Annotated in this window: 17 protein-coding genes and 1 tRNA gene; 2 read left to right on the top strand and 16 right to left on the bottom strand. The window is 38.7% G+C overall.

All coding sequences use genetic code 11. The features are described from left to right. Positions 1-14: 14 nt before the first annotated feature. From FJR08_RS03445 to argF, 6 genes are all read right to left on the bottom strand, one after another. Positions 15-755 carry a 2-phosphosulfolactate phosphatase family protein gene (locus FJR08_RS03445; RefSeq protein WP_015080833.1) on the bottom strand — a complete coding sequence of 247 codons (741 nt, stop codon included), beginning with the start codon at positions 753-755 and terminating at the stop codon, positions 15-17. A 163-nt stretch (positions 756-918) separates the two neighbouring features. Beyond that, positions 919-1,299, bottom strand: a complete 381-nt coding sequence (locus FJR08_RS03440) for a DUF423 domain-containing protein (RefSeq protein WP_168632164.1) — start codon at positions 1,297-1,299, stop codon at positions 919-921. Positions 1,300-1,307: 8 nt separating this feature from the next. Continuing rightward, a complete protein-coding gene (locus FJR08_RS03435; protein WP_168632163.1) occupies positions 1,308-1,790 on the bottom strand; it encodes a hypothetical protein in 483 nt (160 codons plus the stop codon). Between the two features lie 110 nt (positions 1,791-1,900). After that, positions 1,901-3,382: a DNA phosphorothioation system restriction enzyme gene (locus FJR08_RS03430; RefSeq protein WP_168632162.1), complete on the bottom strand. Its 1,482-nt coding sequence runs from the start codon at positions 3,380-3,382 to the stop codon at positions 1,901-1,903. 174 nt (positions 3,383-3,556) lie between these two features. Beyond that, positions 3,557-4,162, bottom strand: coding sequence for a transcriptional repressor LexA (lexA, locus tag FJR08_RS03425; protein WP_015080837.1), 606 nt, complete (start codon positions 4,160-4,162; stop codon positions 3,557-3,559). 190 nt (positions 4,163-4,352) lie between these two features. Then, positions 4,353-5,273, bottom strand: a complete 921-nt coding sequence (gene argF, locus FJR08_RS03420; RefSeq protein ID WP_015080838.1) for an ornithine carbamoyltransferase — start codon at positions 5,271-5,273, stop codon at positions 4,353-4,355. Positions 5,274-5,502: 229 nt separating this feature from the next. Between argF and FJR08_RS03415 the strand changes: the two genes are divergently transcribed. Next, positions 5,503-5,574, top strand: a tRNA-Thr gene (locus FJR08_RS03415). A gap of 841 nt (positions 5,575-6,415) precedes the next feature. Here the strand turns inward: FJR08_RS03415 and cas12k are convergent. Further along, positions 6,416-8,323 (bottom strand): type V CRISPR-associated protein Cas12k, encoded by a 1,908-nt coding sequence (cas12k, locus tag FJR08_RS03410; protein WP_168632161.1) that lies wholly within the window; start codon positions 8,321-8,323, stop codon positions 6,416-6,418. A gap of 68 nt (positions 8,324-8,391) precedes the next feature. On the opposite strand from cas12k, the gene FJR08_RS03405 reads away from it, so the two are divergent. Then, the gene (locus tag FJR08_RS03405; RefSeq protein WP_168632160.1) at positions 8,392-8,826 is read left to right on the top strand and encodes a MerR family transcriptional regulator; all 435 of its coding nucleotides are present in this window, start codon (positions 8,392-8,394) and stop codon (positions 8,824-8,826) included. A 78-nt stretch (positions 8,827-8,904) separates the two neighbouring features. On the opposite strand, the gene FJR08_RS03400 is transcribed toward FJR08_RS03405, so the two are convergent. From FJR08_RS03400 to sufB, 9 genes are all read right to left on the bottom strand, one after another. Then, the gene (locus FJR08_RS03400) at positions 8,905-9,771 is read right to left on the bottom strand and encodes a hypothetical protein (protein WP_217357474.1); all 867 of its coding nucleotides are present in this window, start codon (positions 9,769-9,771) and stop codon (positions 8,905-8,907) included. After that, positions 9,768-13,232, bottom strand: coding sequence for a class I SAM-dependent DNA methyltransferase (locus FJR08_RS03395; protein WP_217357473.1), 3,465 nt, complete (start codon positions 13,230-13,232; stop codon positions 9,768-9,770). Before FJR08_RS03395 ends, FJR08_RS03400 begins: the two co-directional genes overlap by 4 nt. 74 nt (positions 13,233-13,306) lie before the next feature. Continuing rightward, positions 13,307-13,837: a TniQ family protein gene (locus tag FJR08_RS03390; protein WP_168632159.1), complete on the bottom strand. Its 531-nt coding sequence runs from the start codon at positions 13,835-13,837 to the stop codon at positions 13,307-13,309. A 193-nt stretch (positions 13,838-14,030) separates the two neighbouring features. Further along, a complete protein-coding gene (locus tag FJR08_RS23455; protein ID WP_254435674.1) occupies positions 14,031-14,441 on the bottom strand; it encodes a hypothetical protein in 411 nt (136 codons plus the stop codon). A 3-nt stretch (positions 14,442-14,444) separates the two neighbouring features. Beyond that, entirely contained in the window at positions 14,445-16,151 is a 1,707-nt protein-coding gene (locus tag FJR08_RS03380; RefSeq protein WP_168632158.1) for a Mu transposase C-terminal domain-containing protein, read from the bottom strand. Positions 16,152-16,441: 290 nt separating this feature from the next. After that, positions 16,442-17,707, bottom strand: a complete 1,266-nt coding sequence (locus FJR08_RS03375; protein WP_168632157.1) for a cysteine desulfurase — start codon at positions 17,705-17,707, stop codon at positions 16,442-16,444. A 185-nt stretch (positions 17,708-17,892) separates the two neighbouring features. Beyond that, a complete protein-coding gene (sufD, locus tag FJR08_RS03370) occupies positions 17,893-19,215 on the bottom strand; it encodes a Fe-S cluster assembly protein SufD (protein WP_168632156.1) in 1,323 nt (440 codons plus the stop codon). After that, a complete protein-coding gene (sufC, locus tag FJR08_RS03365) occupies positions 19,215-20,000 on the bottom strand; it encodes a Fe-S cluster assembly ATPase SufC (protein ID WP_168632155.1) in 786 nt (261 codons plus the stop codon). The genes sufD and sufC overlap by 1 nt, the downstream gene beginning before the upstream one ends. A gap of 51 nt (positions 20,001-20,051) precedes the next feature. After that, positions 20,052-21,491 carry a Fe-S cluster assembly protein SufB gene (gene sufB, locus FJR08_RS03360; protein ID WP_015080912.1) on the bottom strand — a complete coding sequence of 480 codons (1,440 nt, stop codon included), beginning with the start codon at positions 21,489-21,491 and terminating at the stop codon, positions 20,052-20,054. Between the last annotated feature and the right edge of the window lie 106 nt (positions 21,492-21,597).

The raw sequence follows: 21,597 nt of genomic DNA, 5'->3' as shown, positions 1-21,597 counted from the left end.
ACTCCTGACTCCTATTAGTTATTTTGACTTTTTAATACTCCTAGTTCTGTTTGAATCGGTAAAATATCTAAAGTATCAGTTTGGGAACAATATTTCAGGTCTTCTAAACATTCTAAGCGTAATAATCGTTGACCATGACTAGCTTTGTGTAATAATCCTAATAGGTCATTTTGCCATTGGGAATAAAGAGCGATCGCACTAACCACTTCATCATTGCCACTGATGTCTTCTAGGGGACAATTAGTTTGTTGCCAAATACTATGAGCGATCGCCCCCGCACATACTGTATCCTCTAAAGAATAACTTCCTTCCCAGCCAGAACCAACAATCCAGACTGTTTCCGGTTGCTTTTCTAAAAGAAATTTAACTACTGCTGCCCGATTAATCAAAGCTGCTGCGAGAACAATGGGGGCGTTTTGTATCCGCTGTAAAGCCCTTGTCCCATTGGTGGTACTAATAAATAACCTTTTTCCAGCAACTAATTCGGCTGTGCAATCTAAGGGTGAGTTACCCAACTCAAAACCAGCTACTTTAGCACCACCCCTTTCTCCAGCCCTAAGTCGCTTGTCTGAAGGCCATTGTTCACTCACTGTCATCAGTTGATCTAAATCGCTGAAAACCTGTACAGCTTCACCTCCAGCGGCTAATACTGTGGCCATTGTACTAGTTGCTCGCAGAACATCAACAGCGATCGCACATTCTGGAACTGTATCATTTGGGGTCAATTCGGGAGTGTGATATATAAATATCTTCACGTGCTGGCTACACCTATTTCATAAGACTGTGGTAATATTCTACCTACTTGATGTCACCAACTGATGATACTATTTTTCAATAGATAAGAGAGAAAAGGTAACAGGCAAGGGAAAACGAAGATTTTGAGTGATAATTTAGACTCCATTTCCCATTTGCTACTGATTAAAACTTGATGGTTGCACCAGCCACAGCTAAAGCAGCCCAACCCAGCATTAATGCCAATCCTCCCAATGGGGCAACTGCGCCTAAAGACTTAATACCAGTTAAACTGAGAGCATATAAGCTACCGGAAAAAATCACCACACCAATAATAAATAACCAACCACTGACTAAAAGCGTCCTTGGGGGATTTTCTAAACGACTCATGAGCATGGCAACCAACAAAAGTGCCAGAGCGTGGTACATTTGATAACGAGCGCCAGTGTCAAATATTTCTAAAGAGCGCTCGCTAATTTTTTCCCGCAAAGCATGAGCGCCAAAAGCACCACCAGCAACAGACAAACCGCCAAAAATGGCGGCTATAGTTAAGAAAAATTGTGTCATCTCACCTATTAAACATCAAAATGATATGATACAGCCCCTTCTTCGGTTACTTGAAAATTCGCATTGAATTCTTTAGCTTTCTTATCTAAATATTGTTTAGCTTCCGCTGCTGGTAATTGAGACTGCATAGCAAAACTTAACAAAGTTACTCGTCCTTGATTTTCTAGTAACATTTGATAAAACTGCGCTTGTAATTGTTCACTGTTTTGCTGCTTTAAGGCTTTTTTCTCTTGTTGACTTTGTTTATACAATCCTAATGCTAACCAACTCCCCAATATCGCACTAGGAACACCAAAAATTATCCCTCCCACAATCGTATCTTTACTCTTCTGAGCCGCATTGGGAGCAGAAAATACCTGTTCCCCCTCCACAGGATATACTGTTACTCCTGACTGCGCTGATTTATCTATTATTTCTGAGACTGATATCGCCAAAAACATGAATCCGAGTGTGAGTAACCAACCAGCAGCCAGTTTTTCAGCCGTCTTCATAGTTCTACTTCAGATTTAGACATTGCTTGTAATTTTAACCTCACTTACCTCAAGCTTCCACTAAATATTGCGAATTGTTGAGGTTTTTTTTGGGGAGTTTTTTAACTTTGTTAAATATCCAATAACCCATATCTTTTTTGCAATGCTAATAACTTCATTCTTGCTTCCCCAGCATTATCAGCTAAATCAGCAAATTCCACAAACCGCCGTAATTCCTTCTTTAATAAATTCCGTTCTACTTCAATAGTTTCTCTATCTAAATCTGGCGGTAAAACAATCATATCAAAAATTGTTGCCCGTTCCTTCCCAGGGTGAGGACGCAAAACCCGTCCCCGACGTTGGATAAATTGCCGGGGATTTCCCGAACTTGATAAAATTACTGCGGTTTGAATAGCGGGAATATCCACACCTTCATCTAAACACCGAATTGCGACTAAACCCTGTAATTCTCCACTTTCAAATTGACGACGTAAAATTTCTCTTTCTTCCAAAGAAGTATTTGCTGTGTAGGTACTGACTTTATAACCTAATTCTCCTCCCAAAATTTGAGCAACAGCTTTGAGTTGACGCAGAGAATAACGTTGTCCGATTTCTTGAGAACCATCACTACAATAAAACAATGTATGGGTAGTTCCTCGACGAGTTGCCATTAACTCTTGTAAGGCTGTTAATTTATTTTCTGCAGTGCCAACTAACCGCGCCCTTTGCATTAATAATGATTTGATATCTTCGTTGTCTTCAAAATCTCCCATTTCCCCCATATCTCGATCTCGATAAAGGAGAGAACGCCCAATTTTTTTGGTTAATTTTAAATAAGCGATACTCTCCGTTTCTGTCAATTCTACCAATACCGGATTATAGATATAATGAACTAATGCACCTTGAGAAATCGCATCCTGTAAACTAAATTCAGGTTGGAGAATATGACCAAAATAATCTAATAAAGATTCTGTACCATCATCATCAAAATATCTTTCTGGTGTGGCTGATAAAGCTAGACGTAAACCCACATTTCGGGGTAAACTTTCCTCTAGTTTCGGTGCGCCTAAATTATGAGCTTCATCACCAATAATCAACGTTTTCGGCGGAAAATATTTAAGTTGTGTCTGAAAACCATCACCAATTAAAGTCGAGTTAGTGGTAATTATCGTCACGAAATCTTGAGAACCAGAACACAGATTATAGATTTGCGTAGAAAGTTGACTTTGCCAACTGCGTAAATTATCAAAGGCTAAAATCGGCTGTAAGTTAAATTTCTCACATTCTCTGCCCCACTGGGTAACAAGATGACGATAGGGACACACCACCAACAAGACTTGTAAACCAATTTGCTGGTACAATTCACAAGCGATCGCTAATGCAGTAATAGTTTTACCACTACCAGTAGCCATTTTTAATGTCCCCCGACCATGATTAGCAAACCAGCTAGTCACAGCTTGACGTTGATATCCCCGCAATTGCAGAGATAAAGGCATTTTCGGAAATCCCGGTAATGGTTGCTTAACTTGATAGCTGCCCTTTTTCTCCCCCGCATAAGGTAACTTGAGTTTAAAAGTAGGCAATTTCGGTACTGCATTTCGCGTTAGGTACATAAATTGGTAATTGGTAAGAATCAGTAGTTACTTGTTTTTTATTTGCAACTGACAACTGACAACTGACAACTGTACGGGCGAAGCATTTGGAGAACTATTTTTGGCAATGATCGATAATTTATCTTCCAAATGCTTCGCCCCTACCGACAACCGACAACCGACAACTGACAACCTTTAGTTATAATTACGCCAAATACCCACCAAAGAACCTTGCACTTCTACTTGCATAGCCGATACTTCTATGGGATTGTAATTAGGATTTGCAGGTTTGAGAGTAACAAGATCATCATGGCGGTAAAAACGTTTTAAAGTTGTACCGTGTCCTTCCACTCTCGCAGCCACGATAGTCCCATTTTTTAATTGGTTAGGTTCAGCAACAGGACGCAAAAATACCACATCACCATCTGCAATCAAATCTTCAATCATACTATCCCCAGCGACCCTTAAAGCATAGCTTTGAGGTGGTAATGATAAATTAGCCAAATCCAAATGTTCGACGGCATCTGTGAACGGTTCAATCAAACCACCTGCGGCAATAGTTCCTAAAATTGGTACACCTTGTTTAACAGGATGAAGTATCCGCAAAGTTCTCGCCCTACCTAAATTCCAGCCAATGTAACCCTTATTGCGTAAATGTTCCAACCGACTTTGAATGGGTGCTGGAGATTTCAAATTCATCCCTTCCATCATTTGGCGAATCGAGGGAGAATGTTGATTCAACCTGATATATTCAACCAACCATTCGTATAGTTCTTTTTGAGGATCTGTGAGACGTTCCATAATTTTATCGGGAAGTAAATAATAAATGTCCCTAGAACATTGGTACTACAAAAATCTTCCCTTAACAAGCTTTTATTAAATATTTATGGTAATTGGTAACTAATAGGGAACAGGGAACAGGGAACAGATAAAAATTTAACCAATTACCCATTACCAATTACCCATTACCAATTACCAATTACCAATATTGTTATTTTGCCCCAAGAATACTTGCAAGTAAAGCTTTTTGAGCGTGGAGACGATTTTCTGCCTGGTCCCAAACCCGTGATTGTGAACCTTCAATTACTTCTTCAGTAATTTCTTCACCACGGTGGGCTGGTAAGCAGTGTAAAACAATTGCTTCTGGATCTGCAAGACTTAATAATTGTTCAGAAATTTGATAAGGTTGAAAAACAGGGAACCGGTTATTTGCCTGTGTTTCTTGTCCCATACTTGCCCAAACATCAGTGTAAAGTACAGATGCACCTTTAGCTGCTGCTTCGGGATCATGGGTTAAGAGAACTTCAGTTTTTTTATTGGCTATTTCTCGAGATTTTTCCACAATTTCCGCGTCTGGGGAGTATCCTGACGGAAAAGCTATTCTGATATTCATTCCCACCAAAGCACAACCCAACATCAGGGAATTAGCGACATTATTACCATCACCGACATAGGTTAAAGTTAAACCTGCCAAAGTTCCAAATTTTTCTTGAATGGTGAGTAAATCAGCCAATATTTGACAAGGGTGTTCTAAATCTGTGAGGGCATTAATTACAGGAATTTTCGCATACTTCGCAAAAGTTTCCAACTCCTGTTGAGCAAAGGTGCGAATGGCTAAAACATCCAAATAACGATCTAACACCCTAGCAGTATCCTGGATAGGTTCTCCTCGACTTACCTGAGTGACATGAGGATGAAGATCAATTACCTGTCCCCCCAGTTGATACATTGCGACTGTAAAACTCACTCTAGTGCGTGTTGAAGCTTTGGAGAACAACAAACCCAAAACTTTATTACAATGCAACTTGAGTTTTTCCGACTTTAGTTGAGTAGCCAATTCCAGAAGTTCTTGCAGTTCCCCAGAACTCAGATCCGCTAGACTTAATAAATCTCTGCCTATTAATGCTGCCATGCTTGATTATCTATAAAGAACAAATGTTTCCGCGCCTTTGTATAACCGTGTCACCAGGAATACTCCAATTGCACTGTACCAAATATTTTTGCATCAATCTACAACCTAGCGGCTAGTTTTGCCAATTTTTGGCAATCAGAAAAATATTTTGCTTACCCTCTAGACAAATCATGTCCCCATGTTATAATATGAAATCGGTGAGGCAATCAAAAACCTTCTTACCAAAATCGCCAGCATAGCACAGTGGTAGTGCATCCGACTTGTAATCGGAAGGTCGTAGGTTCAAATCCAACTGCTGGCCTTTATTATTAATTAAAAAAGGTGGGATGTCACTTGCCAAATTATTTGACCGCGTTGACAAATTAGTGTCCGTCTTGCCAAATTATTGTCCCTTATGCTCAATAGTTCGTTTACTATTATAAGCTCCGTCCAAATTAAACCGACGACCTTCCGATCTTTCAACCCACCTAAAAATTTTTTAGTATTTTTGCATAAAAATCTTTCAACCCGCCCCACTCCAGGAGGGGTGTTGAAACAACATTGTGATGTTGAACTCTGTGAAGAATGGGCAACTTTCAACCCGCCTCACTCCCCGAGGGTGTTAAAACGCATTTCGCAGATTAACTCAGTCTGAAGTTATCCCTTTCAACCCGCCCCACTCCGGGAGGGGTGTTGAAACTCCGCCCGACCAAACCCTTATCTGAAGACACTTCCAAAAGCAATTTTGGCGGATGTCCTAAATTTGCTCTTAATTTCCCTTTAAAGGGAGGATTATCAAAGCATCTCAACATCTGAAACACAGACTAGACAGGGGATTTGGACTTTTGGCAAAACTCCAGGGAAATTGACCTCGCTTATAGTTCGCCAAAAATAAATAATTAAGGTGGATTCCTCCTTGCTCGGAGGTGATTCGGTAGCCACCACTGCGGTAAACCCGCACCTCTATTACTGGGGGCGCACCTTATTCCTGTTCACTAGGAACAGCAGCATCAAGGTGGGCAGCTACCAGGGTCAGAAAGCACGACTGTCTCACAACAGTCAACCTAACCCGCATTTATCACAGGACAGAGGTTTATAAAAAACATGAACTGCGGCGCTATTGTTATTTCCTATTCTATTATCAAGGTTCGGTATTTTGTCAATCAGGCTTTTCGGGATTGATAAGCGTTTATGGCTAATTCTTTGGCTTTCTCTAAGGGACTCGCTCGAATTGGTTGTTTTCCCTCCTCTATAGCGATTCCTGCTTTATTTGCCTGACTTTGAATATTGGCAATTAATCTACCGTAGCTCCATTGATGAACAGTGGTTCGATATTGTTTGGCATACTTTTGTTGAACTTCTATTATATCTGATTTTTGTTCAGCTTTAGATTGAATTTCGCTCTGAATTTGCTCTCGCATATCTCCCAATTTTGGGATAACAATACTGCCAGCTTTATATGTTTGGGCAACTGCAATAATTTCTTTTGCCAGTAACCTATCTATATACTCTCCTAACTCTGAATCGCCAAATTGATTTGGTGCTGATATCCTTTGAGCGATATGGCGTTGGTGGGATAATAGGTGTTTTTGTTGTCGCTGTCTATTGAGTAATTTATAATTTTCACCAAGTAGTTGTTTGATATTGCGATATGTCAAAACTTTTCCCGTTGTACCATCTACAACTGCAATTGTGGCAGGGTTTTCTAAACCCAAACTCACACCAACTAGAATATGAGATTGTCCTTTATATAAAGGTTGACTTGGACGAGGGAAGGGGTTATTAATTCTGGCTAGAGAGGAATTTTTACGTTTGAGATGTGCCTGTTGTTTATCATTTAGATCACCTTTAGCTTTTGTTTGGGTGATGGTTTTAGCAATTTCTTCGGCTTTTTCTTCTTTGACTAAGTTTGTTCCTTCTTCTGTCCATAGACGAGTATCTACAGAACAATAAAGGGTTAAATGGTGAATATTCCAGGGTTCTCCTTTGCCTTCTTCTTCTTGCCAAGAGATACGACCACTTCGCAGGGTAAATAAGGCACTAGAATGTTGATTTTTACTATTTTTCTTAATTTGTTGATCTTCTAGGAATCGTTGAAACCAGTGAAGTTGGCGAGAATCACAATAAATTTGAAAGGTATGCTCACTCAAGCCACTGAATTTTACACATATCCGCCCAAATTGATTTTTAAACCAAACTAAATCTTCGTTGGTTTCATAAGCGACTGGAAACGGCACTTGACTGGATTTTCTTAACAGAATGTTTTGCCATAATTTCGCCTCTGTTTCATTTTCAGGAACGGTCTGAGTGGCATTAAAAAGAGTTTCTAATCTTATGGTGTCGGTTAAATCTCGTCCTTTGGGAATTCGAGCGGCTAATTTTTCTGTGAGACGTTGAATTTGGATTTCTACTTTGCGGCGACGTTGAGCGAATTTATCGGTATTTTCTGCTTTATTGCTAATTTTACAGCCATTTTTGAGTAAATAACTAATGGCACAACGAGTTAAATTATCTTCTGTATTACTGTAAGTGTCGAATAGGTTTTTTGATAAATTACGTTCGCTATCTGAAGTTGGAGATTTTTTCCCTTTTTTAGTCTTTTTACCTTTCTCTGGTTGAGTTTCAGCAGGATTTTGGGGAGCAAATTGAGCCAAAATTTCGGCAGATTTAGTCTGAAGTATATCCAAAGAGACTCCACTTTGTTCTACTAATTCAGTATCACTATTGAGCATTTCTAACCAGCGCAGTTTGCCGTCTAGTTGGGACTGAAACCGCTTCATTAAGGCAAACCAGGATTTATAAATATAGTTTACTGATGCTGTGGCACTGGTGTAAAACCGTGCAGGTTGCCCCATGAAGCGCGGATCAGTTTTCAAGGGTTCACACAGTTCTTTGACTATACCTGTGGGGTGTTTACCTTTTTGTCGCCATGTTTCAAATTCCGGGTGTTTACCAATTTGACTCAGTAGTTCGTTAATCAGTGGCGTGTTTTTCTCTGCCATCAACTGCCATAGCTGTTGACGGGTGGTTTTACTGGCTACTAAACGACACTGAATAGTGATTTGGCTCATACTTAATAAACATATTTGTCTAATACTAACATATTTGTATTATGTTGGTTTTCTGTAAAATGTTTTTTATGCAAGAAACATTTTTCACAAGTAAGGAAGCGGCTCAAATTACAGGTTGTACTCTCCGCCAGATCCAGTATTGGCGAGAGAAGGGGATTGTTGTGCCTGTGATTAGTGATACGGGAACGGGACGCAGTATTTATTACTCCAGGTCTAATCTGGTGGAACTGGCTGCTTTGGTCTATTGGCTGTCTACGGGGATAAGTTTTGATATTGCCTGTGAAACTCACAAAACACTGAAGGAACAAGAACCGGAGTTGTTTATTTCGGGTCAGGGGAAGCGGTATATGTTGTTGTTATCACAGGATGATTCGCTTTCTTTGGTAGAATTTGACAGGAAAAAAGCGATCGCATCTCTGGATGAAGGTAAGGCTGTTATTCCGGTGTGGTTAGATGTTATTTATCAACATTTAGTTCTGAAATTAGGGAAAAATTATATTTAGCTAATAACAATTAATTTCGCTCGAGCAAACTAACTTTAATATCTGTTTATTTTTGCAAAAAGCTCAAATATTAAATAATCAAGGCTCTCCACTTTTACTTTTTTTAGTGGTTCTAGATTTATTATTAGTTTGCTTGGGTTTACTAACCTCTTTTTCTAAAGGTTCTCCACCTTTACTTTTCTTGGTCGTTCTAGATTTATTATTAGTTTGCTTGGGTTTACTAACTTCTTCTTCTATTTGTTGGTTTGTTTTATCTTTATCTTTATAATGGTGCTTTAAATCAACCCAAAGATGTCTCAGATCAAATGGCGTAGGTTGAATCTGTTCACGTTCTAATCTTTGGTCTAGTCTTGTGATATCTGGTTGTTCACCATCAGAAGATATAGTAATATTAGGTAATAACTCAGATGCAGCATTAGTATTAACTTCCTCCAAAATAGTTTGCAATTCCATATATTGGATATAGCCAATCATTGCGCCTGAGTGTGATGATTTACCATAACTCCATTCAGGATCAACAAAACGTTTAATACCCCTAACTACATAGTTTTTATTAAATATCCATGTGGAACTTGATGGAGAACCTAGTCGCTTGGATTCAATAATATAAAATTTGTCCCTTCTATCAGGGTCAAGTTCGTTAGTATCACATACACCCCATTGAAAGTCTGGACGTTTAAATTCTCGTGTACTTTGAGTTACATCATCTGCATCTGGTTGGTTATTTGATTCATAGGTAATAGGCCACTCAATACCTTGATTTTGATTTTGTAAATCCCCGTTTGCGCGACGTACAAGAAGACATAATTTCCGATTTATTTCATTTTCATTATCTGGAAGTGAAGATTCTTCACGGAGCATTTTTAAAGCTAGTTTAAATATTTCCAATACTCTTTTTTCATGTCTAGTCCATATATCTTCTCTTTGCCTACTAATACGGATCATAATATCTCACCCTCATCATCTTGAATAGTTTCTTGTAAGTGAATTGCTTGTAACAAGGTAGCTTCAGCATCTTCACGAGCCATACTACGAGTCCACAATCTCATTTCATTACGCTTAATGATAATAATTTGAGTATCGCTAACTACACGAATCATACCATCAATATAAATTTGATGGCTGTCATAAGGAACTAAATTATGTTGACCAATGCTTCCTAATATTTCTTTCCATTCATCTTCACTAGAATTAGAACTGTCTGGTAGAGAAATATTTTTCTCTTGAGTTGAAAATACAACAGCTAACATACTTGAATTTGTTTCAGCATCAATGACTTTCCAATTAAACTCACCATCAGGTTCAAGTTCACGATTCCAAATATTGAGAAAAGTGTAAATATAGCTTTGAATATGATTTTGATTACCACGTATATTGGAAATATCTGCAATAGTACCTTGCAATTTTGGAAGAGATTTTATATTTAAAGATTGCACAGCCTGACTATTACTGTGGTTGTAGAAAAATTCTATTCCAACATCACACATATCTCTGATTAGGTCACGTTCTGATATATTCAACTCATATAAATCAAATATTGCTTCATCTAACCTATACTCTAAATCTTTTAGTTGATTATTTAACTGTATTTGATAATTGTGGAACTTGTACAAAAATATCCTACCCGCTATACAGTTGATTCTCCCAATAAGTAGCCAAATAATTGGTATGGTATTAAGCAGTGAATCTCTTACTTGCTTCACTAATTCATATCTTTCAACTGGATTCCAATTTTGTAGTTCTTCAACAATCTGAATAATTCGCTCACGTAGATTGCTATCTGTAGGTAAAGCAATCGGAAGATTTAGATATTCATCCATATAGATTCCATCATGCCATATACCCCATTTACTGGAAGTCAGAAAAAAGTAATAACGTGGTAATGAAGACCACAAAATCCCCAGAATAACTTTATATTTCCACGTTTCTGGTTGAATTAATTTAATGCAGTTGATTGAATTAGTGAAGCAGAATTTGGCTGATTCCATGCGAGCTATAATCTGCCCTTTTTGATCAGAAGATTGAGTAATACCATGCTTTATAAGTAATCTATCTCCTTGATAGAAACTTGCTTTACCTTTTCGATTTACTCTTGCAGGTGGTTGTTCAAAATCGTTGGAATTAATAGAACCGTATCTCTGAAACTTTTTAACTGGTAACTGTCTATATTCAAGCAAAAATCCTGAAGGTTTTGTATTTTTAATTCCTTTAGGAAAACCCTGTCCACTATTATCTGGATCATGCAAAACTCCTAGAGGAGTATATAAATTTATAGCTGATATCAGGGCTACATCTCTATGATTACCCCACCAGTAAATTTTCCAAAGAGTATCATTACGCAAAAAGTCTGCTTGTTTTACTACATGACGATCAACAACACTCAAAACAACTGCTTGAAGCTCCTTAACCATTGCAGTTTTTTTAGCTGACCAATATAAAACATAGTTTTTCTGAGTTTGTACATCACTTTTTTTGCAAAATAAAACTGAGGCAAATGGAGCAATTGCAGAGGATTTTTTGGATTTTTTACTACTAGTTTTTGCGGATGTTTTATTTTTTCTATGAGCTTTTGTAGCTCGACTAAAAAAAACATCTCTGACATGAGCAAAGTTAATAACTTCCTTAAGTTCAACTTTTTTAAGCCACTCGCTCCTAAATGATTTACTGTTTTTGTGTGTCTTTAACAAAACACCTGTAGATACTAGAAGAGATGCCCAACCATTATCACGCAATAAATCAAGCACTCTCCAGATAAAAGCCTGGGATCTTTCATTATCTCCAACTGGGTATTCATGCGTTTTACACCATTTAGCTATTGTGTTCCATCCAGTTGGACTTGAACCCCAAGGAGGATTACCAACTACTACATCAGCACAATTACTATTAAACCTTTTAAATATTTCATTATTATCTTTTATAGCTGAAGCAATATCAAACGTATTTGCTCTCAGTAAATTATTAAAATGCTGTTTGTCATCACTCCAACCATCTTGGTAAATAAGATTGGGTAGATGTTTTCCATTTTTAATTTGTTTAAGTATATCCGGAGCTTCTTGATAGTGAATAAGAGCAAGATATAAACTAAATGATGTTATGCGTATAGCTTCTTCGTTAATTTCAATACCTGCAATTTGATTGCGTAAAATCTCTCTCATTTTTTCTGCATTTAACCGGAGTCCATTATTTTTATAAACATGATGGCGAATTATGCGTCTGAAGGATTCAACTAAAAATATTCCTGATCCACAGCAAGGATCAATAACACGAGGATTTGTATCTAGACATTCTGGGTTTAGAACTTTGGAAAGAAGATATTCTACTAACGAACCAGGTGTATAATGTGTACCAAAATTATCTGATTCTTCATTTTCTTCATGATAAAATTCTTCATAAATACTGCTAATTAGGGAAATAGGTATAATTTGGAATTTATAAGCCCAAAAGAATAATGATCTTTGTGAAGAAAAATCTCCCGTTAAAAAACTTTGTAAAAGCTCAAGATGATCTGCTGTAATTGCCTGTTTCTCTTGAAGATCGGAGGGAAACATATCTCCATTAAAATCATTAGCTAGTCTTTCAAAAAGTGCATAGGTAAAATCTTTGTTTCCTAGAATCCTGATATAGAATTGTTTAGCTTCAGGCTCAAGATTACGTGGCAGGAAGTCTGGTGCATTTAGTAAATGTTGCCATTGTGGATTTTCTTGTGCTATTTCATCAAAATACTCCTGTGAAAGTATTTCTCTATCTTCTAAATATCTAATAAAAATTGATCTACCTATAAGGGAATGAGCATATTTTAATTTATCTCCTATAAGCCCTTCATCCATGAGAGCAAAACGGACTCTCTTAAGATCCTGAATTAAAGATTGATCAGCCCGTTGGTTGTCTGTCCCAAAACGGTGATCTTCAAATAATCTACCAGACTCTATTTGCTCACGCCTATATTGATATAATTTTGATGCTACCTCGGCTGTAGTTCTAGCAACAGCTAATGACTCCTTGTTTTGCCACTCTTTAATAGTTTTAGATGGAGGCTTAGTTAAATCATAAACAGCAAGTTCACCTTGTTTCGCTAAAAATAAATATTGAGGTCTTGCCATGCACCAAATTTTATTAAAAACACGACGTAAAACCTCATCATCTTCTGTTTCTTCTACACCAGCAAAAACAATTATAGGATTATTGTTAACAAAAAAAATCTTTTCTGCCCCAACTTGCTTACCTAAAGATAGCCAATCTCCTTTTTCAATCCATTGTTCCAGCGTCAAGTTAGTAGGAGGAATATCTGTAGCAAGAAGCTCACCCTCTTGAAAATTGAGAGTTGAGTAAGCAGCTTCTAAAAGTTCACGAACAGAGTTCAGACCTACAACCATATCTAAATTTAAGTAAGAGTCATATATAAACACTGAAAGATTATCAGTGATATAATGTGAGATCACCCTAATATATCACAGTCAGTAATTAAATATGCAACGGGTAATTAAAGATCGATAATATTACCTTGCATAAGCCAAAACTTTTGCCACTTCCCCATCTCCCCAAACGGCAAAAAACACCGATGACACCAACCATCAACCCACAAAGCCGGAACTTTAAACCTAGCCCCACAATTAGGACATTCAGACAACAAACTTAAATGATGATGCTGACACCCCTGAGTCACCTTAAACTGCCACTCAATCCGATGACAAGGCGACTCCATATAACAAGCAGCACAAAGCCGAATAGGTTCAAGATTCATTCCCACCCCAGCAGGTGGCAACATCTGCTCCAACCTATCAGCATCAACGCCCACAACCTTAGCGAAAGCCTCCAATTGTTGCCGAGAAGGAGGGGGATTAAAACGAAACTTTTCCCATCTGGATATCGCACCCCCAACCCCAGCAGCCTTACCTAAACCAGTTGTTGTTAAATCATTTGCCCGTCGAAAGCGTCCCAAAAAATGACTCAGACTTTCTCCCGGATATGGTTCTACCTGAAACAACCAAGGATTAATTTCCCCAACTTCCATTATTTATTTTTCTGTGTTTTATGGTGTTATACTTTTTGTAACAGGAATGGTAATCAACCTGTCTAAAAACCTAACTGCCTAACGGCAATCTGTACCTTGACAACTGAAGATATGGGGTTCTATTCCATAGTTCTAGTTCCTACCCAGGAATAGGTAAAATCTTCATGGGAGCTAGGCGACACAGAATTTAAACTCAAGTAAAATTTGCAATAATGCAATATGCAATAATGCAACTACCTCCGGGCAGGGGGAAAGTTAACGCTTGGGGAGAGAACCACCTCTGGCTTAGATACCGCAAGGGGTTTAAGTTAAGTGGACTCGTTGAACCAAGAATCTCAGCGGCTTTAGCCCTGAGAGTGTCAAACTCCGCCGTTACTTCCTTCAGAGTTTCCAAATCAATCTTTGATAATCCCTTCTTTAAAGTCCGAATAGCCGACTGCCGTGATTGTCGCTTGCCATCTAACCAATCATGGAGCATTTTCACCTGTTCCAAGGGAATAAAACTCTTGCGATTCAATCGGTGAATTTCTACTTGTAATTTCTCGTCATTGGGGAGAATATCACCTAATTCTTGAGCAACACTTTGGGCTTGTTGTGAAGTCATGATTTACCACCCGTAATCTTCGCGCATTTGTTCATAATCAAAAACCTCTGGCATATCTGGTAATGAAGCCGTTTCCACAGATGCCACTTCTATTTCTTCTGGTTCAACAATCACAGGTTGTTTAGCTTTTTCAACTACAACAATTTCTTCTTTTTGGCGTTCCTTTTTGGTTTTCTTTTGCTTAACAAAAGTTTCTCTGTCTCTTACTTCAGCCAAAATCGAACGATTGCTAATCTCTTTACCTGCTTGGCGAATCCTGCGACTCATGGCTTTAGCCTCATCAAGAGACAATTGTTCCGTCTCCAAATCTTGAGCATAAGCACGAGCTAAAAATTCTTCTTGAGAACCTGTTTGACGATAAACCAAGATAGTTGTAATGTCTTTGGGTTCAAATCGCAACACCACGCTTTCCCCAGCGTAACCAGCCAAGTTTTCACCCCGATATGTGAGATTTTCAAATTGCAGATATCCACCCCTGTAAATCGAGCGTCGAATTTTCTTCATCAAACAAATACGCAAATCTTCTTCTGAGATTAAATTGGGGGCAACAATTAACCCAGCTTCCCACCTTTGATAACGGGTTTGATCTCCTAAACGAGCATCAATACTTTGGTTATATTTGTCTACGAGATACCTTACCAATAGACGTTCTAATTCTCGTAAAGTTAAACAGGCTTCTTTCTCCGCTTCCTCTGGACGTTCCTGCACATTTGAGCCTGTGTATCCTGGTAAGGTAGAAAATAAATCAGTATTTAAAGTCCCAAAAGGACGTTCGACAATACCGCCTTCACTGGGGCGATAGCGAAGCGCTCCGTAGGAATCTCGGAGATGGCAAGCAAATCCTAACTGCACACCAATCTGTTGCAAATGGTTAGAGCGAAAATCTTTACCCCCATCAGTGAAAAAGTGTTCTGGTTTGCCATAAGTTCCCCATTCCTCATGTAGTCCGTATTCTGATCCATATTTTTTAGGTAATATGGCATGACGCAGAGCCAAAGCCACAACATGAGAACTTGGTGCATCAAAACCTAAATTAATGCCGATGATGCAACGGGAGTAAGTATCTATAACTGTTGTCAGCCAAGGACGAGCTAAAAGTTCACCATGTTGATCCACCAGTAAAATATCAGCACGAGTATGGTCACACTGCCAGATATGATTGCTGTATTCTACAGATAAATCTAGTCCGTCACGGGTTTTTAGTGATAATCGAGAACCGCGCCAACCACGATTTCTAACACTCGCTTTTTGCTCTTGTTCCTCAATAATCGGTTGTAGAACTCGATAAACGGTTCTATAACTGGGATAATTCTCATCACCCGATTCTGCTGCTTTTGCCTGTACTCTAATGGCAACCTGTTGGGGAGTAATTCGCTTGCCACCCTTATTACCTTCTTTATAGGTATTGATGATGAATTTTTGCCACTGAGAATCTATGCGGTGTTTACCTTTGTCAGCCCGTTGAGTGGTTTGCAGTCCGGCTAAACCTTGTTCTTCCCATTTTTTAACCAGTCTGCGGACTGTTCGGACTGACTTACCTAGTTTGGCTGCTACCTCCCTTTGTCTTTCTCCGTAGGTTGTGCGATCGCATGGTTCGAGTAATTTCTGGATTAGTTCCAATAGTTCTTTATCACCTGCGGATAGTTGAGTGATAATCTCGCTATCTTCTACTTCATCGTCATTGGGTTTATCATCTTGTGTTTCTAGCATATATGTTTATTAAAAACATAGTTGAATTATACTCTATCGGAGGACAATTAATTTGTCAAGTAAAGTAAGGATTGGAAAAATCACGATTTTCGATAGAGGACAACTAATTAGTCAGGTATTTCAACTCGGACAGTTATTTTGTCAATTGATGTTGAAGAGGCTCAATATAGGTTAAAATAATAAAACCCTTACATAGCAAGGGTTTAGGTGTTAATATTTTTGTGGACATTAATTTGTCAAGTGGTCATTTAATCTGGCAAGCGACAAGGTGGGAAATACCCACCCTACATTTACTCAGCAAACACTCCAGCAAAAAAGTCCAAAGTCTCCTTCAAAGCTTTGATGAAAACATCAATTTCCTCACGGGTATTGTAAAAAGATAAACTGGCCCGTGCAGTTCCTGCTAAACCTAGATGACGGTGTAATGGTTGAGTACAATGATGTCCAGAACGAATTGCCACACCTTCTTGATCTAACAAAGTTGCTAAATCATTAGCGTGAACACCTTCTGCCGTAAAAGCTGCTAATGCGGCTCTCCCTTCCCCTTCAGCATTGGGTTTTGGTCCGTGGATTCTAATTTGGGGTATTTGCCCTAATTGCGCGAATAAATAAGCCGTTAATTCCGCTTCATAAGCATGGATTTTATCCATACCAATATTAGTAAGATAATCTATCGCTGCACCAAGGGCGATCGCTTCCCCAATAGCCGGAGTACCAGCTTCAAATTTATGGGGTAATTCTGCATAGGTGGAATGGTCTAAAAATACCTCTGCAATCATCTCACCACCACCAAAAAATGGCGGCATTGCTTCTAGTAATTCCAACTTACCATACAAAAATCCAATGCCAGTGGGAGCGCACATTTTATGTCCAGAAGCTACCAACCAATCACAGTCAAGTTCTTCGACATCAATAGGAGTATGGGGGACACTTTGACAAGCATCAAGTAAGAACTTCGCACCGTATTTATGAGCAATTTCGGCGATTTCTTTAGCTGGATTTATGCAACCCAAAGTATTAGAAATATGCAGAATAGACACCAGTTTTGTTTTTTCAGAAATCAGGTTTTTAAACTGCTCTAAATCAAAAGTTTCTTCGGTCGTCAACTCCACAAACTTCAATATTGCACCCGTTTTTTGAGCGACAAATTGCCAGGGAACGATATTACTATGGTGTTCCATGACCGAGAGAATAATTTCATCTCCTGGCTGTAAATTGTTCATTCCCCAACTGTAAGCGACTAGGTTAATAGCCTCAGTTGCGTTGCGGGTGTAAACAATTTCTTGGCGTGATTTAGCATTAATAAATTTAGCGATTTTATCACGCGCACCCTCATAAGCATCAGTAGCTTTTCCGCTGAGAAAATGTGCGCCACGATGGACATTTGAATTATATTGTTCGTAATAATCACGCCAAGCATTTAATACGAATAAAGGCTTTTGAGAAGTAGCTGCATTATCGAGATAAACCAGTGGTTTACCGTGGACTTCCTGATGTAAAATGGGGAAGTCAGAACGAACTTTATCAGCGAGAGATTTGGTAGAAGTGATGGTCATGTTGAAGAAGAAGTTCAGGAGTTTAGATGTTCAGAATAATAACTAGAATTTAGGAGTATTGCAGAATTTAAGAAGAACGAACCACAGAGGCACAGAGGACACAGAGAAAGAAAGTTTTAGAGCTTTTTGTGTTAGTAGGTGCGGGGTTTACTCACCTTTTTTAGGGGTGAGTTCCCGAAGTTTTATCATTTATTGGTGAGACTTGTAACAGTTTTCAACAAACTCTCACGCAAAGAAGCAACAGGAATAAAGTTAATAACTTCCATTGCGAAACCATTAACTAATAATTTTCGAGCATTATTTTCATCAATGCCGCGACTTTCCAGGTAGAATATTTGATCATCTTCCAACTGACTGACCGTAGCACCATGAGCGCATTTAACATTATCAGCAGTGATTTCCAATTGAGGTTTGGTGTCAATTCTGGACTTAGATGATAATAGCAAATTGCGATTTAATTGAGATGCGTTAGTTAATTGCGCCAGTTTAGGAACAAATATTTTACCATTGAAGACACCATGAGCGCGATCGCCTATAATGCACTTATGTAACTGTTTACTCACACCATGGGGATGATTTAAAGATAAAGTACTGTGAGTATCAGCCAATTGATTATCAGCAATCACAGTCAAACCATTCAGCGTCGTTTCCGTTTGTTCACCAGTTTGCAAAATCTCCAAATTGTGACGAGAGATTTTCCCCCCAACCGTCACAGCATTACAACTATAACGACTATATCGCGCCTGAGTAACAGCAGTTTTCCCAACATGAAAAGCCGCAGCACCTTCTCGCGCAATTCTATTATGACTCACCTGAGCATTTTCATTTACCCAAATTTCCGTAACACTATTAGTGAAGTAAACACCCTCATTTTGTGAAGATGCAATATACTCTTCAATTAAAGTTACTTGAGAGTTACTTTCAGCTACTACTAAAACGCGAGGTTGGGAAATAGTCGCAGACTCACCAGAAACAGAAATAAATAATAGATGAATTGGTGTTTCCAGCACCACATTTTTACCAACCCATACCACAGCGACATCATTTAAAGCCGCAGTATTTAAAGCCGTAAAAACTTCCTTCGCACCTTCCGCTTGAGCTAAATATTCCCCTACAATCTCACTGGATAAAACATTCAAATTACCAACAATTAACCCAGAAGGTAAATTTTCAGTATTAGATAAATCAGGTGAGTACACACCATTAACAAACACTAACCGCTGAGAAACTTCAGGTAAAATAATGGATTGTAGAGACGTTCCATGGAACGTCTCTACATTATTATTGAATGTTACCTGTTTCAAAGATGATAAATCAGTAAACCGCCATTCTTCCTCGCGGGTATTGGGAATAACAGAATGACGCACCCAATTAGCAGCACCGTCGCGCAAATCCTGTAACCAACCATCTGATTTTTTGGTAGTTACCTGATTTAACAAACCAGTTAAAAAAGCATCTCTATCTAATAGAGAATTAGGAATAGAAGTAAGAGAAACTGGAATAGACATTACACACCCACTCCCAAAGCTTCTTCGAGAACCCAATCATAACCACGAGATTCTAACTCTAACGCCAACTCCTTACCACCACTTCTGATAATTTGTCCTTGTGCCATAACGTGAACAAAATCAGGAACAATATAATCGAGAAGACGCTGATAGTGAGTAATCATAATTGTGGCATTTTCAGCATTGGTTAACTGATTAACTCCATTAGCAACAATTTTCAAAGCATCAATATCCAAACCAGAATCAGTTTCATCTAAAATCGCCAACTTTGGTTCTAAAATCGCCATTTGCAGAATTTCATTCCGCTTCTTTTCCCCACCAGAAAAACCCTCATTCACACTGCGGTTAAGAAAAGAAGAATTCATCTTCACAATATCCAACTTTTCCTCAACCAAATCATCAAAATCGAAAGCGTCAACCTCCTCCAAACCTCTAGATTTCTGACGAGAATTATAAGCAACTCGTAAAAAATCCAAATTACTCACACCAGGAATTTCTAGAGGATATTGAAAAGCTAAAAACACACCACCCCTAGCTCTTTCCGCAGCTTCCATTTCCAAAAGATTTTGTCCTTGAAAAACCACCTCACCACCAGTAACAGTATAAGCTGGATGTCCCGCCAAAACCTTAGAAAACGTACTCTTCCCAGAACCATTCGGACCCATAATCGCGTGAACTTCCCCAGCGCGAACCTGCAAATTCAACCCCTTTAAAATCGGAGTTCCATCAACATCAGCCGTCAAATCCTTAACCGACAAAATCAAATCACTATTCTCAACAATCATCTTCTCTTCCTCTCTTTCTCTGCGTACTCTGTGCCTCTGTGGTTCGTTTTCTTAACCCACACTACCCTCTAGTTTCAGACTCAACAACTTATCAGCCTCAACAGCAAACTCCATAGGAAGCTGATTAAAAACATCCTTACAGAAACCGCTAATCATCATCGAAATAGCATCTTCCGAAGAAATACCCCGTTGAGCAAAAAAGAACAATTGATCTTCACCAATCTTAGAAGTAGAAGCCTCATGTTCCACCTTACCCGTATTATTCTGAACTTGAATATAAGGAAAAGTATTCGCTTGAGCATTATCCCCAATTAACATCGAATCACATTGAGAATAATTTCTCGCACCTTTTGCAGTGGGATTAATCTTCACCAAACCCCGGTAACTATTGCTAGATTTACCAGCAGAAATACCTTTAGAAATAATTGTACTGCGGGTATTTTTCCCCACGTGAATCATCTTACTTCCAGTATCAGCTTGCTGCATATTATTTGTTAATGCAACCGAGTAAAATTCACCCACAGAATTATCACCAATCAAAACACAACTAGGATATTTCCAAGTAATAGCAGAACCTGTTTCTACTTGAGTCCAAGAAATCTTAGAATTGACACCTTGACACAAACCACGTTTAGTTACAAAGTTGTAAATTCCGCCTTTACCATTGACATCACCAGCGTACCAGTTCTGCACAGTAGAATATTTAATTTCCGCATTATCTAAAGCTACCAATTCAACAACCGCCGCGTGTAATTGGTTGCTGTCGTACATTGGCGCTGTACAACCTTCTAAATAAGAAACATAACTTCCTGCTTCGGCGACAATTAAAGTCCGTTCAAATTGTCCTGTATCTCCGGTATTAATGCGGAAATAGGTAGACAATTCCATCGGACATTTTAAGCCTTTGGGAATATAAACGAAAGAACCATCACTAAATACAGCCGCATTCAAAGCTGCAAAATAATTATCAGCAATGGGAACAACGCTACCCAAATATTTTTTAATTAATTCTGGGTGTTCTTGTAAAGCTTCCGAAAAAGAACAGAAAATTACGCCATCTTTGGCAAGTTTTTCTTTATATGTAGTCGCAACAGAAACACTATCAAAAATCGCATCAACAGCAACGTTACTTAATCGCTTTTGTTCATTTAAAGGAATACCTAATTTTGCAAAGGTTTCCAATAAAGTTGGATCAACTTCGTCTAAACTGTTGAGTTTAGCTTTCTTTTGTTTCGGTGCGGAATAATAAATAATATCCTGATAATTAATAGGCGGATATTGGACATGAGACCAAGTTGGTTCTGTCATTTTCAGCCACTGATGATATGCTCGGAGACGATATTCCAGCATAAATTCCGGCTCATTCTTTTTGGCGGAAATTAGGCGGACAACATCTTCGCTTAACCCACGAGGAATAGTATCGGCTTCAATATCGGTAACAAAGCCGTACTTATAAGGTTGGTTGACTAATGTGGTGACGGATGCGCTCATCGGTTCTCTTGTGTTCTCTTTAAAGGACGGGCGACGGGCTGCACAAAGCTAATTCCCGTTTTCTGTTACCAATTCCTAACAGGACTGCTAGAATAGGTTTAACGAC

Source organism: Dolichospermum sp. UHCC 0260 (genome assembly GCF_009711985.1).
Taxonomy (GTDB): domain Bacteria; phylum Cyanobacteriota; class Cyanobacteriia; order Cyanobacteriales; family Nostocaceae; genus Dolichospermum; species Dolichospermum lemmermannii.
This window is presented reverse-complemented; position numbering and strand designations above follow the sequence as displayed.

What these genes read in the sequence shown, in the direction of transcription:
- FJR08_RS03405 (WP_168632160.1), top strand. Translation starts at nt 8,392, where the DNA reads ATGCAAGAAACATTTTTCACAAGTAAGGAAGCGGCTCAAATTACAGGT.
- cas12k (WP_168632161.1), bottom strand. Translation starts at nt 8,323, where the DNA reads ATGAGCCAAATCACTATTCAGTGTCGTTTAGTAGCCAGTAAAACCACC.
- FJR08_RS03440 (WP_168632164.1), bottom strand. Translation starts at nt 1,299, where the DNA reads ATGACACAATTTTTCTTAACTATAGCCGCCATTTTTGGCGGTTTGTCT.
- sufB (WP_015080912.1), bottom strand. Translation starts at nt 21,491, where the DNA reads ATGAGCGCATCCGTCACCACATTAGTCAACCAACCTTATAAGTACGGC.
- FJR08_RS03390 (WP_168632159.1), bottom strand. Translation starts at nt 13,837, where the DNA reads ATGGAAGTTGGGGAAATTAATCCTTGGTTGTTTCAGGTAGAACCATAT.
- sufC (WP_168632155.1), bottom strand. Translation starts at nt 20,000, where the DNA reads ATGATTGTTGAGAATAGTGATTTGATTTTGTCGGTTAAGGATTTGACG.
- FJR08_RS03375 (WP_168632157.1), bottom strand. Translation starts at nt 17,707, where the DNA reads ATGACCATCACTTCTACCAAATCTCTCGCTGATAAAGTTCGTTCTGAC.
- FJR08_RS03430 (WP_168632162.1), bottom strand. Translation starts at nt 3,382, where the DNA reads ATGTACCTAACGCGAAATGCAGTACCGAAATTGCCTACTTTTAAACTC.
- sufD (WP_168632156.1), bottom strand. Translation starts at nt 19,215, where the DNA reads ATGTCTATTCCAGTTTCTCTTACTTCTATTCCTAATTCTCTATTAGAT.
- lexA (WP_015080837.1), bottom strand. Translation starts at nt 4,162, where the DNA reads ATGGAACGTCTCACAGATCCTCAAAAAGAACTATACGAATGGTTGGTT.
- FJR08_RS03435 (WP_168632163.1), bottom strand. Translation starts at nt 1,790, where the DNA reads ATGAAGACGGCTGAAAAACTGGCTGCTGGTTGGTTACTCACACTCGGA.
- argF (WP_015080838.1), bottom strand. Translation starts at nt 5,273, where the DNA reads ATGGCAGCATTAATAGGCAGAGATTTATTAAGTCTAGCGGATCTGAGT.
- FJR08_RS03380 (WP_168632158.1), bottom strand. Translation starts at nt 16,151, where the DNA reads ATGCTAGAAACACAAGATGATAAACCCAATGACGATGAAGTAGAAGAT.
- FJR08_RS03400 (WP_217357474.1), bottom strand. Translation starts at nt 9,771, where the DNA reads ATGATCCGTATTAGTAGGCAAAGAGAAGATATATGGACTAGACATGAA.
- FJR08_RS23455 (WP_254435674.1), bottom strand. Translation starts at nt 14,441, where the DNA reads ATGACTTCACAACAAGCCCAAAGTGTTGCTCAAGAATTAGGTGATATT.